At 74.3% G+C, this 14859-nt stretch carries 12 protein-coding genes; 1 reads left to right on the top strand and 11 read right to left on the bottom strand.

The window, feature by feature from the left end; translation table 11 throughout:
- Positions 1-8: 8 nt before the first annotated feature.
- From MUU72_RS15785 to MUU72_RS15735, 11 genes are all read right to left on the bottom strand, one after another.
- Entirely contained in the window at positions 9-2903 is a 2895-nt protein-coding gene (locus MUU72_RS15785; protein ID WP_248013888.1) for an aminotransferase class III-fold pyridoxal phosphate-dependent enzyme, read from the bottom strand.
- Position 2904: 1 nt separating this feature from the next.
- Positions 2905-4257: a beta-ketoacyl synthase N-terminal-like domain-containing protein gene (locus tag MUU72_RS15780; RefSeq protein ID WP_248013887.1), complete on the bottom strand. Its 1353-nt coding sequence runs from the start codon at positions 4255-4257 to the stop codon at positions 2905-2907.
- Positions 4247-5536 carry a beta-ketoacyl-[acyl-carrier-protein] synthase family protein gene (locus MUU72_RS15775; protein WP_248013886.1) on the bottom strand — a complete coding sequence of 430 codons (1290 nt, stop codon included), beginning with the start codon at positions 5534-5536 and terminating at the stop codon, positions 4247-4249. The genes MUU72_RS15780 and MUU72_RS15775 overlap by 11 nt, the downstream gene beginning before the upstream one ends.
- Complete coding sequence (locus tag MUU72_RS15770) at positions 5533-6705, bottom strand: beta-ketoacyl synthase N-terminal-like domain-containing protein (protein WP_248013885.1); 1173 nt, start codon at positions 6703-6705, stop codon at positions 5533-5535. Before MUU72_RS15770 ends, MUU72_RS15775 begins: the two co-directional genes overlap by 4 nt.
- The gene (locus tag MUU72_RS35620; protein WP_248013884.1) at positions 6702-8033 is read right to left on the bottom strand and encodes a beta-ketoacyl-[acyl-carrier-protein] synthase family protein; all 1332 of its coding nucleotides are present in this window, start codon (positions 8031-8033) and stop codon (positions 6702-6704) included. Before MUU72_RS35620 ends, MUU72_RS15770 begins: the two co-directional genes overlap by 4 nt.
- A 61-nt stretch (positions 8034-8094) precedes the next feature.
- Positions 8095-8673, bottom strand: coding sequence for an acyl carrier protein (locus MUU72_RS15760; RefSeq protein ID WP_248013883.1), 579 nt, complete (start codon positions 8671-8673; stop codon positions 8095-8097).
- Positions 8674-9362: 689 nt separating this feature from the next.
- Positions 9363-10616: an NAD(P)/FAD-dependent oxidoreductase gene (locus tag MUU72_RS15755; protein ID WP_248013882.1), complete on the bottom strand. Its 1254-nt coding sequence runs from the start codon at positions 10614-10616 to the stop codon at positions 9363-9365.
- 3 nt (positions 10617-10619) lie between these two features.
- Positions 10620-10811: a ferredoxin gene (locus tag MUU72_RS15750; protein ID WP_248013881.1), complete on the bottom strand. Its 192-nt coding sequence runs from the start codon at positions 10809-10811 to the stop codon at positions 10620-10622.
- A gap of 119 nt (positions 10812-10930) precedes the next feature.
- Entirely contained in the window at positions 10931-12118 is a 1188-nt protein-coding gene (locus tag MUU72_RS35300) for a cytochrome P450 family protein (RefSeq protein ID WP_282504142.1), read from the bottom strand.
- A 146-nt stretch (positions 12119-12264) separates the two neighbouring features.
- The gene (locus MUU72_RS15740; protein ID WP_248013880.1) at positions 12265-12909 is read right to left on the bottom strand and encodes a TetR/AcrR family transcriptional regulator; all 645 of its coding nucleotides are present in this window, start codon (positions 12907-12909) and stop codon (positions 12265-12267) included.
- Positions 12906-13931, bottom strand: a complete 1026-nt coding sequence (locus tag MUU72_RS15735) for a saccharopine dehydrogenase family protein (protein ID WP_372503124.1) — start codon at positions 13929-13931, stop codon at positions 12906-12908. The genes MUU72_RS15740 and MUU72_RS15735 overlap by 4 nt, the downstream gene beginning before the upstream one ends.
- Before the next feature lie 157 nt (positions 13932-14088).
- Here MUU72_RS15735 and MUU72_RS15730 point away from each other — a divergent pair, with 157 nt between their 5' ends.
- Positions 14089-14754 carry a 4'-phosphopantetheinyl transferase family protein gene (locus MUU72_RS15730; protein ID WP_248013878.1) on the top strand — a complete coding sequence of 222 codons (666 nt, stop codon included), beginning with the start codon at positions 14089-14091 and terminating at the stop codon, positions 14752-14754.
- The last annotated feature ends 105 nt before the right edge of the window (positions 14755-14859 follow it).

Raw genomic sequence — 14859 nt, 5'->3', positions numbered from 1 at the left:
CCCGGGGCTCACACCGAGTGGGCGCTCTTGTAGTCGGCCAGCCGCAGCCCGTGGGCGTCGGCCAGCGCGGCGATGTCGAGGACCTGGCGGCGGGTGATGTTCCCGTAGGAGTAGTGCCGGTCGAGGCCGGCCAGGCCCATCAGCGCGGTCTCCGCCATGCAGGCGAAGAGCTGGCCGGCCTCCAGGAAGGCGCGGGCCGACGGGTGCAGGCTCTCGCCGTTCGGCGTGGCGACGATGCCGCCGAGCATGTACGCCAGGTCGGGCCGCCGCTCGGCCAGGTCCGGCACGGCGTTGTTCGGCACCGCGATGTCGCAGACCACCGCATCCGGCGCGAAGTGCTCGCCGGTCAGGAACGGTTCGGGGCTGTTGGAGGCGCACAGCACCAGCCCGGCGTCGCGCAGCGCCCCGGTGTCCTGGGTGACGGTCAGGAACGGGTCGGTCCCGTACCGCTCCTCCAGGTGGGCGGCGATGGCCTTGCCGCGCTCGGCGCCGTCCGCGCCCGGGCCGTCCGCCAGCCACTTGGCGATCAGCGGCTCCTCGGCCAGCCGGGCCGGGATGCCGGTCAGTTCGCCGCCCTCCGCGATCCGCTCCCAGCAGGCGTCGTAGATGCCGTGCACGGTGGTGCGCAGCCGGCGCGCCGAGCCGTCCCGGCGGCTGCCGACCAGCACGATCCGGCTGAGCTTCTCCGCGAACAGCTGGCTGTAGACGGAGGCGATGTTGCCGGCCGCGCCGACCACGGCCAGCGTGGCGTCGGCGACGGTGCGGCCGCGGTCGCGGGCGCCGCGCTCCATGGCCTGCACGCCCATCGCGACGGTCAGCGCGTTGCCGGAGGTCAGCGCGATGCCGGGGACGTCGAGGGAGGTGCAGTTGTGGGTGACGATGGAGGTGTACATCCCCAGGCCGGCGACCGTGCAGCCGTCCTCGCGGGCGGCCCGCACCCGCTCCTCGACGTCCGCCCGGATGCCGGTGACGTCGCCGGAGGCCAGGTAGCCGCCCATCTGCTCGGAGCCCACCATCAGCGGGTAGAGCGCGAACTCCACGGCGCTGCCCAGCGGGGAGTCGATCCGCACGCCCGGGTAGGGCGCGGCCTTCTTCACCGGGTCCATGCCGAGGACGAACGCGCGCAGCGCGGCGTCGCTGAGGTCGGCCAGCGCCGGGTCGACCTGCCGCAGGTGGGCCGGGGTGATCAGGTGGTTGATGAACGCCACCTTGCGGACCGGTCCGGTCACCGGCCGCGGCGCGGGCTGCTCGTAGCCCTCGATCGCGCCGCGGAAGTCGCGGATCTCGGCGCGCGGCTTGGGGATCGTCCGGTCGCTGGCCGGGTGGACGAGGTGCAGGGTGTCCTCGTAGCGCAGGATGCGGCAGAGCCGGTCCAGGGCGCCGCGCAGCCGCTCGATCTCCTGGTCGGTGAGGAACGCGGAGGGCTGGATGCGCAGGACGTTGCCGGCGCTGCCGGTGGGCGCGATCCGGATGCCCTCCTGGCGCAGGAGGTAGCCGGAGAGGAGGTAGCCCAGCGCGCCGGTGTAGGCGCTGCCGCGCAGCACCATCGAGCGGGCCTCGCCCTGGTCGCGCAGCTGGACGCCGATGAACAGGCCCTTGCCGCGGATGTCCTCGATGACGTCGGGGTAGGCCGACTTGAGGTCGGCGAGCATCTCCACCAGCCGCTCACCGCGCTCGGTGACCTGCCGGTAGAGCTTCCCGTCGTCGGCCTCCAGCATCCGCACGACCTTGTGGGCGATGGACGAGGAGAAGTCGTCCATGGCGAAGGTGGAGCTGTGGATGAGGTCGAAGGCGCCCTGGTAGAGCGAGCGGCGCACCAGCATCGCGGAGATCTTGGCCAGGCCGCCGCCCAGCGACTTCGACAGGGTGTAGTAGTCGCCGCGCAGCCCGATCAGCGAGCTGGCGAGGAAGGCCCCGCAGCGGCCCATGCCGCTCTGCACCTCGTCGATGATCAGGGCGGTGCCGGCCTTGTTGCAGAACAGCCGGATGGCGCGGCCCTGTTCGGCGGTGAGCGCGTGGATGCCGCCCTCGCCCTGCACCGGCTCGACCAGGAACGCGGTGATGACCGGGAACTCCCGCTCCACGACCCGCACCACGCCGTCCGCGGTCTCGGTGTCGAGCAGCACCACCCGCTCGTCCCGCGCGATCCGGTCCAGCACCTCCGGCCGGTCCATCGGGACGAACCGGACCCGGGTGCCGAGGTTCTGGAACGGTGCGCGGAAGCCGGCGTTGTAGGTGAGCTGGACGCTGCCGACGAGCTTGCCGTGGAAGGAGCGCTCCAGCGCCAGGAACAGCGGCCTGGTGGCCAGCGCGGCGGCGTTGTGCGCGCCGATCGCGGCCAGCAGCCCGTCGATGCCCTCGGCCGGGGCGGCCCGGCCCTGGAGGGCGGGCAGCAGGTAGGCGTCCGGGTCGACGGTGGCGGTGCCGCCCCGGACCGCGTCCCCGGCGGCCGCCAGGTGCGCGGCGGTCTCCTCGGCCAGCGCCTGCGCCCGGGTCACCCGGACCAGCTCGGCGTGCTTGACGGCCGCCTCGACGGCCTCGGCGCCGCTGTTGCCGAAGGTGGCCAGGTACGGCTCCTTGACGCCGGTCTCCCGGCGGACGACGTCGCTGAGCGCGGCGCCGAGCCGGCCGGCCTCGCCGCGCAGCGAGAACTGGGCGTGCACGGCGCGGTTCTGGTCCAGCAGCTCCTTGGCGTGCCCGACGATCTCCGGGTGGTTGTGGCCCAGGATCAGCGAGCCGTAGCCGCCCATGAGGTCCAGGACCGGCACCGTTTCGCCGGACTCGTCGCGGTGGTAGAGGGTGTTGCCCTCGGCCCGCTCGTACTCCACGTCCAGTCCCAGGGCGGTGAACACCCGCCCCATCTGCGGCTGGACGTACTCGGTGAACGCTGACGTAGCTGACATGTCAGGTGGTCTCCTCGGCGAGGTGCGGCCGCTTGGCGAGCAGGGCGCCCGCGAACCCGTTGAAACTGCTGTGCAGGCTGAGGACGGAGTCGATCCGCCGCTTGCGTGCGGTGCCGGTGACGAAGTCGGTGCCGTCGTCCGGCGGCGCCGCCAGGTGGGCGATCGGCGGCAGCTCCCCGGCGGCGAACAGACTGGGCGCGAGGGCGAGTTCGGCCAGCGGGCCGGCGGCCCCCAGGGTGCCGGTGACCGGCCGGACGGAGCTGACCGGGACGCCGCTGTCCTTCAGCAGCGCGCGCAGCAGTTCGGCCTCGGCGGCGTCGTGCCGGACAGTGCCCTTGCCGTCGGCCAGTACCGCGCCCAGCGTGTCCGGGGTCATCCCGTGCGCGGCCATCAGCCCGCGGGCGCTCTCGGCCAGCGCGGCCGGGCCCAGGCCGCTGTCCACGGCGGGCCGCAGCGCCGCGCCCGCCACCGTGACCAGCGGGCGGGCGCCGCGCGCCGCGGCGTCCCCGGCCCGCTCCAGGACCAGGGCCACCGCGCCCTCGGCCAGGACGGTGCCGTCCCGCCCGGCGTCGAAGCTGCGCAGCGGCGCGGTGCCGGGGGCGCCGGCGGTGAGGTGGCCCGCGCGGTAGTGGGCGGCCAGTTTCAGCGGCTCGTTGAAGCTGCCGGCGCCGACCACCAGGGCGGTGTCGCAGTCCCGGTGGCGGAGGCTGAACGCGGCCCGCTGGAGGGCGCCCAGGGCGGCCCCGGCGTCCTGCACGAAGGCCGCGCAGTCGCCGCGGAACCGCTCGGCGATGCTGACCAGCGCCAGGGTGTTGTTGTTCAGCGCCCGGATGACGGTGAACGGGTTGAACGTCGCGGCGTTGCCGAACGCCTCCGCCACCACCCGGGTCAGGTCCGCGCCGACCTGCGGCGAGGTGTCCGTACGGGCCCGGTCCAGGGCCTTGTGGAAGGCGGCCACGCTCAGCTCGGTCGAGTCGTCCTGGGCGACGTAGAGCCCGCGGCGCTCCTCGGGGATGGCCTGCCAGCTCTCACCGGCCTGCCGCATGGCGTCCTCGGCGGCGAGCACCGCGTTGAAGGTGAACGCGGTGCCGAACTTGCGGAGCTTGTGGGGCACGCTGTCCCGGCTGAGCTGCTGGAGCTCGGCGGGTACGTGCCCGAAGTGGGTGATCTTCTCGGTCCGGACGTAGCCGTCCCGGTACGGCGTCAGCGCGGACCGGGACTCCCGCCACGCCGTCCACAGCGCCTCGGGCCCGCGCCCGGTGGGCAGCACCGCGCCGATACCGGTGACGACGATCGCGTCGGGGTCGAAGGCGCCGGGGCGGGCCCCGGCGCTTCGGACGATGTCAGTGCTCATAACCACGCACCACCAGACTGGCGTTGAGGCCGCCGAAGCCGAAGGAATTGCTCACCGCCACCGACACCTCCTGGTAGCGCGCCTTCTCCGGCACGTAGTCCAGGTCGCAGGCCGGATCCGGGTTCTCCAGATTCAGCGTCGGGGGCACGATGCCGTCCCGTACGGACAGCACGGTGGCGATCAGCTCGGGCGCACCGGCGGCGGCGATCAGATGGCCCAGCATGGTCTTGTTGGCGGTGACCGCCAGCTTCCGGTAGTGCTCGCCGGCGGCGAACACGTCCTTGATGGCCCGGGTCTCGATCGGGTCGTTCAGGGGGGTGGAGGTGCCGTGCGCGTTGATGGAGTCCACCTCGTGCGGAGCCACCCCGCCGTCGGCCAGCGCCCGGCTCATGGCGAGCGCGGCGCCGTGGCCCTCCGGGTGCGGGGCGGTGACCTGGTAGGCGTCCAGCGAGCTGCCGAAACCGGCGAGTTCGGCGTAGACCGGCGCGCCGCGGCGCCGGGCGCTCTCCTCGCTCTCCAGCACCACCATCGCCGCGCCCTCGGCGGCCACCAGGCCGCTGCGGTCCCGGTCGAAGGCCCGGCACAGCCGGTCCCCGAACAGCTCCGAGGTGGACGGCGCGCCCAGCAGGTGCAGCCCGGTCATGGTCGGCAGGTTGAGCACCGAGTCGGCGCCGCCCACCACCATCGCGTCCACCTCGCCGCGCCGGATCATCCGGAAGCCGTGGCCGATGGCGTGGGTGGCGCCGGCGCAGGCGGTGGAGAAGTTCAGCGCCGGGCCGCGCAGCCGGTGGCGGGCCGCGATCCCGGCGGCCAGCGCGTCGTTGGTGCAGAACAGGCCGCTGGCGCGGTTCAGCCGGTCGCGGCGGTCCAGCAGCGTCGGCCAGCCGGGCCGCCCGTCCGCGCCGACCGCGTGCAGCAGCTCGTAGGGGTCGCGCTCGGGGACGCCGGAGCCGACGGCGGTGCCGATCCGGCCCACCGCGCCCGCACCCGCCGCCCCGGCCTCCAGGCCGGCGTCGGCCAGCGCCTGCGCGGCGGCGGCCAGCCCGAAGCGGGTGCGCCGCTCCAGCGGCTCGTCCGCGCCGCCCCCGTCGCCGTACCGCGCGGTGAACGCGGCGTCGTCCACGGGGGCCGCGTAGCGCACCGGGAAGTCGTCCACGCCGGGCAGCTGCCAGGCGCGGATCGCCGACCGGCCCGCGGTCAGGCCCTCCCACACGGTCTGCCAGTCGAGCCCCAGTCCGCAGACGGCGCCCAGTCCGGTCACCACCACGCGGCGGCTCATGTCCCGGCTCCTTCCAGTACGGCGGCGCACACCTGGCCGCGTGCGCCGCAGGCCAGCACCAGTGCCCGGGGGGCGGGCAGGGGCTCCTCGCGGACCGCGTCCCCGTCGGCGGCCAGCCGCCGCCCGGTGGCCAGCCCGTGGAGCGCCAGCAGGGTGTGCGCCAGCGGGTGGGCGGGGCCGAGCACCCCGGTGGCCCGCTCGGCGGTGAACGGGGCGGGCCGCTCGGCGACCCCCGCGAACACCCGGTCCAGCGCGGCCTCCTGGGCCCGCGCCGCGTCCGCCGACCAGGCGGCGTCGGGCAGCACCCAGCCGATGCCGCCGGCGTCCGTCCCGGCCGCCGCAAGGGCCGCGTGGACGGCCTCGGCGACCGCCTCGACCCGGTCCTCCCCGGCGGCCCCGAAGGCCCGCCCGTAGCCGGCCAGCCGCGCCGCGGGCCCGTCCGCCGCACCGGCGCCGTCCGCGGCCCGGCGGGCGAGCAGGAAGGCCGCGCCCTCGCCGGGCACCGCCCCGTTCCACCCCAGCTCCTCGTACTGGACGTAGAGCAGCGGGTGCGCCTTGGGGCTGACCGCGCCGATCAGCGCGGCGTCGTTCTCGCCCTCGGCGACCGACAGCACCCCGTCGATCAGCGCGGTCAGGCCGGCGTCGGAGAACGGCGAGTACGCGGCCATCGCGCCGGTCAGTCCGCACACCGCCGAGATGTGCGCGGCGGCGGTGCTGTTGAGGTGCGACAGCCCGCTGAACGGCGGCACCTCGCGGCCGTAGAGGGCGGCGACCTCGCCCGGCGACCCGGCGGCCTTGTGCAGCCGCTCCAGGGCCTCGAAGCGCAGTAACTCCTCGTCCACCGTGGGCAGTCCGAGGTACAGGCCCCAGCCGGGTCCACCCACCGGGCCGTGCCCGGACGGGCCGGCCAGCGCCAGCCGCGCCCCGTACAGCGCCATCCGGGCCTGCTTCTCCGAGGTGCGCAGCACCCTGCGGTGCACCCCGAGGGTGGCCGCGTCCGGGTCGTCGACCAGGTACGCGGTGCCGGACTCCGGCCACGGCCCGGTCAGCGCCTCGACCGGCCGCCGGGTGTCCTTGCCGGCGACCAGGGCCGCCCACAGGTCGTCCGGGCCGGTGCCGGCCGCGGTGTACAGGCCGGGCGCGGTCAGCCGCACGTCATGGGTGGTCATCGGCGCGCGCCCCCCGCCTCGGCCAGGATCAGCGAGCAGTTCTGGCCGCCGAAGCCGAAGGAGTTGGACAGCACCGCGGTCACCCGCGCCGGGCGCCGCTCGGTGACGACGTCCAGCCCGGCGGTCACCTCGTCCGGCTCGGTGAAGTTGAGCGTGGGCAGCAGGGTCTGCCGCTGGAGGCTGAGCACCGACAGCACCGCCTCGGCGGCGCCGCTGTTCGCCAGCGAGTGGCCCAGGGCGGACTTGTTGCCGGTGACCGGCAGGTGGGCCGCCCGCTCCCCGAAGACGGTGTGCAGCGCCGCCGCCTCGCAGGTGTCGTTGGCCTGGGTGGCGGTGCCGTGCGCGTTGATGTGGTCGATGGCGTCCGGGGTGAGTCCGGCGTCGGCCAGCGCGGCCCGCATGCACTCCGCGTAGTCCGCGCCGTCCCGCGAGCTGGACGTCATCTTCACCGCCTCGGTCACCCCGGCGTACCCGGCGACGGTCGCCAGGATCCGGGCGCCGCGCGCCTCGGCGTGCGCCCGGGACTCCAGGACGAGGAAGGCCGCGCCGTCCCCGATGACGAAGCCGTTGCGGTCCTTGTCGAACGGGCGGCTGATCTCCGCGGGGTCGCGGCCCTCGGCCGGCGCGAGCGCGCCCACCTGGTGGAAGGCGGTGACCGCGGCCAGGGTGGTCAGGCTCTCGGCGCCACCGGCGAGCGCCACGTCGAGGGCACCGCTGCGGATGTACCGGTAGGCGCTGCCGACCGCCATCCCGCCGGCGGCGCAGGCGTCCGCGTGGGTCTCCAGGACGCCGGCCGCGCCGAAGTAGTCGGCCAGCGCGGCGGTGGCGGTGTCCGGCTGGACCCGCTCGTGGCGCCGCGCCTCGCCGTCCGGCCCGTCCGCGCCGGGCCGCTCCAGGTAGCCGTCCAGGTCCAGGACGCCGGCCTCGTGGTCCACGTGGGCGGCCAGCGCGGTGAGTTCCTCCGGCTCCATCAGCATCCGGTTGCAGGCCAGGAACACGCCGCCGCGGTCGGTCTCCAGCCGCCGCGGCAGGCCGCTGCGCTCCCACGCCTGGGCGGCGGCGTGCCAGGCGAGGACTCCGGCCGGCCCCAGCGGCCCGGCCTCGGCCGGCAGCGCCTCGGTGAGCCGCTGCCACACCTGCGGGTCGATGTGCGCCGAGACGGCGCAGGGGACGCCCCACTCCGCGTGGCGCGGGTGCTCGGTGATGAGCGTGCGCCCTTCCGCGAGGTGGTCGAACAGGGCCTCCGGGTCGGTCAGGTGCCCGGCCACCAGACCGACACCGGTCACCACGACCTCGTGTCCGGCCCCGTTGGGTATAAGGGGTGTCACGTGCTTTCCTTTCGCACTACGCGTACGACGAGCGACGCCTTCCGCACCGGCCGCGGCGCGGTCAGCCGACCGGCTGCGCCTCCCCGAGGGCGGCGAGCGCGGCCCGGACGCCCTCGGCCATCACCTCGTCGCCGGTGGCCGCCTCCAGCGCGGCCCCGCAGCCGGCGCAGACCGCCTTGCCGGACACCGCCAGTTCGGCCTTGTCGGCGCCGCACTCGGTGCAGTTCTCGGGCAGGTGGTCGAAGATCGCGTGGGTGAAGGCGGCCCAGTGCGCGCTGGTGGCGGCCGCGGCGACCTCGTACGGCCGCAGCCCGGCGTGCACCTGCTCCGGGGAGTAGCCGAACGCGCTGCGGCGCAGCACCTCGGCGGCCAGTTCGGTGATCCCGCCGCGCTCGTCGTAGAGCCGCTCGGAGCCGCCGAGCGCGGTGGCGAGCTGGTCCAGGACATTCGACTTGGGCAGCGCCACGCCGAGCTTCGTCTCCATCTCGAAGCGGAATTCGACGAGGTCGAGGGATTCCGCGCCGAGGTCGCCGACCAGGGTGGCGTCCGGCGTGATCTCGTCGGCGTCGGTGCCCAGGACCTGCGCGAGCCCTTCCCGGACGATGTCGTGGATCTGCTCGGCCTCGTAGGGGTTCTGCATCTTTCTCTCCTCGTTTCTGAGCACTGCGAACACCACCATCGTCGGGATATGCGAATTCCCGGAAAACGGCAGCAGAAATTACCCGGAGGGTCTGGCACGCCGCCCGCCGAGCGTCCCGGAAAAGCCCTCAGGACAGTGAATACACGGCATGGCGCGCCATATTCGGCAAGCCTCGATGACGTCGCGCGGAATTCAGATAGCGTTCGTCAACGCCGGCCGCCGCTCGGTGAATACGTTGATGGAATGCCCGATCAAGGCAGGAAAAGTCACCCTCGGAACGACTGACTCAGCCCGTGGGCACAAGAGAAGGGGTGTACTTCCGTAATGCGGGAGTCCCCGGCTTCAGACACCTTTGAAGGCGCTACACATGACCATTCCCCCGTGGCAAAAGAATCCCCCGAAACGTGCTGGCACAAGCACAGGCCGTTCTCGTCGGCGAGCACTTCGTCGTGCCGCCCGCAAGCCCGTCCGCCTCAACCGGAGGCGCGATAAAAACGTTACCAGAGCCGTCCGGGAGCGTCACTCGTTTGTGCGATAGGTCACGTGACCCAGAGAGCGCAAGAAAGGGTCAGCCATAAATGTTCCGTGGTAATGGCAAAATTAACGTGGTATTCACACGGGCCCGGTCCGGTGTCCCGACGCAGGACAGCAGGGGTTACCGCGCGTAAACGCCGGCCCGGGCGCCACTTCTATTCGGCCACGGGCATCGGAATTCGGCCATCACCGGCCGGCTCCGGCCGGTCCCGCTCCTCCTGGAGCCGCCGCGCGTACTCCACCAGCCGCTTGCCCAGATTCACACTCACCGCACCGACCAGCCGGCCGTCCCGGTAGTGGGCCTCCACCACCTTCTCCGACCCCGGCTCCCCCTCCTCGGCGACCACCCGGCCCCCGGTCCCCGGCAGCCCCACCGACTTGATCCGCAGCCCGAACGCCGACGTCCAGAACGACGGCACGTGCTCGTACCCATCGGCCGCCGCCGGCCCCGCCAGCAGATTCCCCGCCGCCAGCTCGCCCTGCGCCGCCGCATTGCTCCAGTGCTCCAGCGGAACCGGCCCGTCCGCCGACCGCACCGCCTCGCACCACGCCACGTCCCCGGCCACCACGATCCGCGGATCGACCGCCCCGGCCGTCCCGTCCGCCGCCGCGGTCCGCGCGAACAGCCGCGCGTCGCAGTGCACCCGCCCGGACGGCAGCGCCAGCCCCGCCCCCGCCAGCCACCCGGTCGCCGGCACCATCCCGATGGCCACCACCACCAGCTCGGCCGGCAGGTCGCTCCCGTCCGCCGGCACCACCCCGGCGACCCGTTCCCCGGCCGTACGGAACCCGCTCACCGCGGTGCCCAGCCGCAGCCCGACCCCAGCCCGGCGCGCCGCCGCCGCGACCACGTCCGGCACCGTTCCGCCCAGCGCCCGCAGCGGCCGCCGAAACGGCTCCACCAGCGTCACCCGCACCCCGAGCCCCAGCCCGACCAGCGACGACGCCAGCTCCACCCCGACGAACCCGGCCCCGACGATGACCACCTCGCGGGCCCCGCCGCCGACCGCCGCCCGCAGCGCCCGGACATCGGCCAGCCCGCGCACCGTCAGCACCCCGGCCGGCACCTGCCCGGGCCAGGGCCGCGCCTGCGCCCCGGTCGCCAGCACCAGCCCGTCGTAGGGGAGTTCCGCGCCCCCGGCCAGCCGCACCCGGCGCCGTACGCGGTCCAGCCCGACGGCCGCCGTGCCCCGGATCCAGCGGGCGCCGAAGTCCTCGGCGCCCGCCAGCCGGATATCGGCCTCCGTGAGGGTCCCGGCCACCACCTGCTTGGTCAGCGGCGGCCGGTCGTACGGGAGGTCCGGCTCGTCCGACACCACCGTCAGGGTGCCGCCGAACCCGCGCGCCCGCAGCGACTCGCACGCCCGGACACCCGCCAGGCCCGCGCCCACCACGACGACCTCGCGCACCGCTCAGGCCCCCTCGACCGAGATCGCCCGCACCGGGCACGCCCGCGCCGCGGCGGCCACCTTGCCCGCCAGCTCCGGCGCCGGGTCCGGCGCCACCACCAGCTGCTCGTCGTCGTCCAGCGCGAAGACCTCCGGCGCCACCAGGGCGCACTGCCCCAGCCCGTCGCACAGCCCGTAATCCACCGTGATCCGCACAGCCCTCTCCCCCAACTCACCCATGGAACAACCCGGTTGCGCGGCGGCCCGGCGGCCGCCGCGGTCCTGCCCGGCCGGGCACCGGCACCCGCCGGCGCCCGGACCTCCCGCGCCGCGCCCTACGACGCCTGGCGCGCGTACCGCAGCGGCAGCTCCTCCAGCCCCCGGATCGCGTCCGAGGCCAGCCACCGCACCTCCCCGGCCGGCACCGCCAGCTCCAGCACCGGGAACCGGTCCAGGATCTCCGCCAGCGCGATCGTCGCCTCCTGCCGGGCCAGCCGCTGCCCCAGGCAGAAGTGCGGCCCCATCCCGAACGCCACGTGCTGCGCGGTGGCCCGCCCGATGTCGAAGGTGTGGCCGTCCGCCCGCACCTCCGGGTCCCGGTTGGCCGCGTTCAGCAGGAACCGCACCAGCTCGCCCTTGCGGATGGTGACCCCGCCGGCCTCGATGTCCTCCAGCGCCACCCGGTTCACGGTGGTCATCGCCGACCCCCGGAACCGCAGCGCCTCCTCCACCGCCTTGCCCACCAGCGACCGGTCCGCCCGCAGCGCGGCCAGCTGCTCCGGGTGCGTCAGCAGCTCGTGCAACGCGTTGGCCAGCAGGTTCGTCACCGTGTCATGGCCGGCTATGAGCAGCACCGCGGCGAACGACGACAGCTCCTCGTCGCTCAGCCCGGTCCCGTCCTCGAACCGCGCCGCGATCAGCTCGCTGAGCAGGTCCTCCGTCGGCCGCTCCCGCTTCGCCCCGATCAGCCCGATGCAGTACGCGAACAGCTCGCCCGCCGAGGTCTGCATCGCCTCCAGCGACGGCGCCGCGGAGATGTCCATCGCCCACTTCCGGAACGGGTCCCGGTCCGCGCCCGGCACCCCCAGCAGATCGCAGATCACCTCCAGCGGCATCGGGTAGGTGAACGCGTCGATGAAGTCGGCCGTCCCGCTCTCCCCCAGCTTGTCCAGCAGCTCCCGGGTGATCTCGGTGATCCGCGGCTCCAGCTGCCGCACCGCCTTCGACGCGAACGCCGCGGTCACCAGCCGCCGGTAGCGGGCGTGCCCCGGGTCGTCCTGCTCCAGCAGCATCACCTGGAGCCCGGGGACCAGCGCCCCGTGCGGCGCGTGCGTGTGCACGTCGTTGGACAGCCGCGGATCGCTCAGCAGCTCCCGGGTCAGCGCCGCCCCCAGGACCGTCCAGGTCTCCTGCTCGTTCAGCTGCCGGGTGCGGATGATCTCGTGCCGGGCGGCCAGCCGGGCCAACTCCTGCTCCAGCTCCGCCGACGACGCCAGCGCGGCCAGATCGATGATCTCGGACATGACGAACTCCCCCTAGATGTACCGCAGATGGCGGGCCGCCGGCCCACCCGCGGCAGCGCACCACGATCTGGGCCGGCCGGCCCGGAGAAAACCGCCCCGGACCCCAGCGGCCGGCGAACGGACCACGAACGCCCCGTACGGACCTCTCAGTCCCGGAGCAACTGCACGGCCTGCTGGGCGAGTTGGCTGTCCATCGCCCCCGACCGGCTCCCGGCGATCCCCGACCTCAGCAGGGCCGCCCCCTCGACCAGTGCCACGAATGTCTCGGCCCGCGCCCGGCAGAACTCGGCGGACCACTCCGGCCGCCCCTGCTGCACGAACGCCTCCACATGGGCCACGTACTTCCGGTAGAACGCGCGGACCACCGCGGCGATCTCATCGTCCCGCGCCGCCAGCGCCCACACCTCGACGTACAGCCGGACCAGCTGCGGGTCCTCCTGCTCGGCCAGCACCACGGCGACCACCTCGGCGGGGTCCGCCTGACCGCCCTCCGGCGCCTCGATGACCGACGGGTCCGCACGGTTGAGCCGCAGCCCCGTGGTCTCCGCCAGCCGCTCCAGCGAACGGTCCAGCGCCCGCTCCAGCACGGCCTTTATCAGGTCCGCCCGGGTCGGGAAGTAGTGCTGGAGATGCCCGACCCGCACGCCCGCCTCACCGGCGATGGCCCGCAGCGAGGCGTCCGCGTTGCCCTTGGCGACCAGGACGGTCTCGGCGGCGTCCAGCAGACTCGTCCGCCGCAGGTTCCCCTGCCGCGTCAGCTGCGGCTTGCCGCCGCCCTTCTCCTCACTCATGACACCGTGACCTCGACCCCTGCCTTCTCCAGCGCGGAGACCACATCCTGCGGCACCGGCGTCATCTCCGGGAAGGCCAGCCCGGACGGCGCCGCGGCACCGTCCTCGCCCAGCACCCGGCGCAGCCCCAGCAGCCCGCCCAGCGCGGTCAGATGCGCCTGCCCGGCGGCATCCTTGACCACCGCCGTACGGCGCTCCCCGCCCCGCCCGCGGACATCGATCCGCAGCAGCGCGCTACCGCCCTCGCCCGGCGAGTACAGCATCGACCTGCGGGTCTTCTCGAACGAGTCGCCCCGGCCCCACCGGAAGAACCCGGTCTTCTTCAGCGCCAGCAGCGTGGACGTCGAGGAGTTGGCGCTGAACCCGATCCGGGTGATCGCCGTGTCCACCCCCAGCACCAGCGGCAGCGTGAACTGCTCGGGCGTGTCGATCCGCGCCACCTTCGTCCGGTACCCGCCGATGTCCACGAACCCGGCCTCGCTCAGCGGCATGATCGTCCGCCGCCGGCCGTCCTCCACGACCTCGTAGTCCAGCCCCAGCCGGTCCATGAACTCCACCGAGTCCGTACCGGCCCGGTCCTTCAGGTCGTACCGGATGGCGATCCGCACCGCGGACGCACCGCCCAGCTCGGCGGCCAGCGCCGCGGTGACCAGCGCGGACACCCCGCCCATCCAGCTGGACGACAGCAGCACCGGCGCCTTCGGCGGGGTCACCGCGGCCACCGCCGTGGCCCGCTGGAGCCGCGCCGTCCACCGCGTGATGTCCACGTACGGCACCCCGCCCCGCAGGGCGGCCAGCAGCACCCGGTCGTCCGGGTCGTTCACCGTGCTGATCACCGCCCGGACCTTCGCCGAGAACGGCTCCGGATCGCTCAGGTCCCAGCGCCGCACCTCCGCCCCGACCTCGTCGGCCAGGGCCTGCCCGCGCTCGGGCGTCCGCCCGGTGAGCAGCAGCGGCCAGGAGGGGGCGGCGAGCCGGGTCAGATCGCCGCCGACGGTGCCGTAACCGCCGACCACGAGCACCGGACCATTCACATCAAGCTGGAGGTCATCGTCCACACCGCAGACACTAGGTCACGTGACCTAGAAACTCAACGACGGTCTCTGTCGCCCGCGTCACATACAGTCGTCCCCCGACCCCCCGTCTCCTTCCGTACGCCCCCGAGGAGTTGAGCCCCGCATGCTCATCGAGCACGTCCTCCCCCCGCACGCCGTAGGTGAGGACGCCCTCGGTGACCCGCCCGCCGGTGAGCCCACCGGCCTCTTCCCGGCCGAGGAACGCGAGATCACGCACGCCGGCGACAAACGCCGCCGCGAGTTCACCACCGCCCGCCGGTGCGCCCACCGCGCCCTGTCCCGCCTGGGCCTCCCCCCGACCCCGGTCCTCCCGGACCCCACCGGCGCCCCCGCCTGGCCCCCGGGCATCACCGGCAGCATCACCCACTGCGACGGCTACCGCGCCGCCGCCGTGGCCCGCACCGCCGACCACCCCCACCTCGGCATCGACGCCGAACCCCACGCCCCGCTCCCGGCCGCCGTCCGCGCCGGCATCACCACCCCCGCCGAACGCGCCCACCTCCAGGCCCTCGACGCGGCCCACCCCGGCACCCCGTGGGACCGCCTCCTCTTCAGCGCCAAGGAGGCGGTCTACAAGACCTGCGCCCCGCTCGCCCCCCGCCCCCTCCAGTTCGACGACGCCGACATCACCTTCGACCCCACCGCCCGCACCTTCACCGCCCGCCTCCTCCTCCCCTGGCCGGCCGGCGTCCCCGCCCCGGTCCTCCCCGGTCGCTGGTACGCCGCCCACGGCATCCTCCTCACCGCCGCCACCCTCCCCCGCCCCTGAGCCGCCTCGGGAGGCACCCCGTCTTCGGAGGCACCACGCCAATGCGGAGGCACAACGCAAAAAAGCCTCGCCCCCCGAGTCGAAACTCGGGGAACGAGGCTTTAT

It is taken from the genome of Streptomyces rhizoryzae (genome assembly GCF_023155275.1).
In the GTDB taxonomy this organism is placed as follows: Bacteria; Actinomycetota; Actinomycetes; order Streptomycetales; family Streptomycetaceae; genus Streptomyces; species Streptomyces rhizoryzae.
This window is presented reverse-complemented; position numbering and strand designations above follow the sequence as displayed.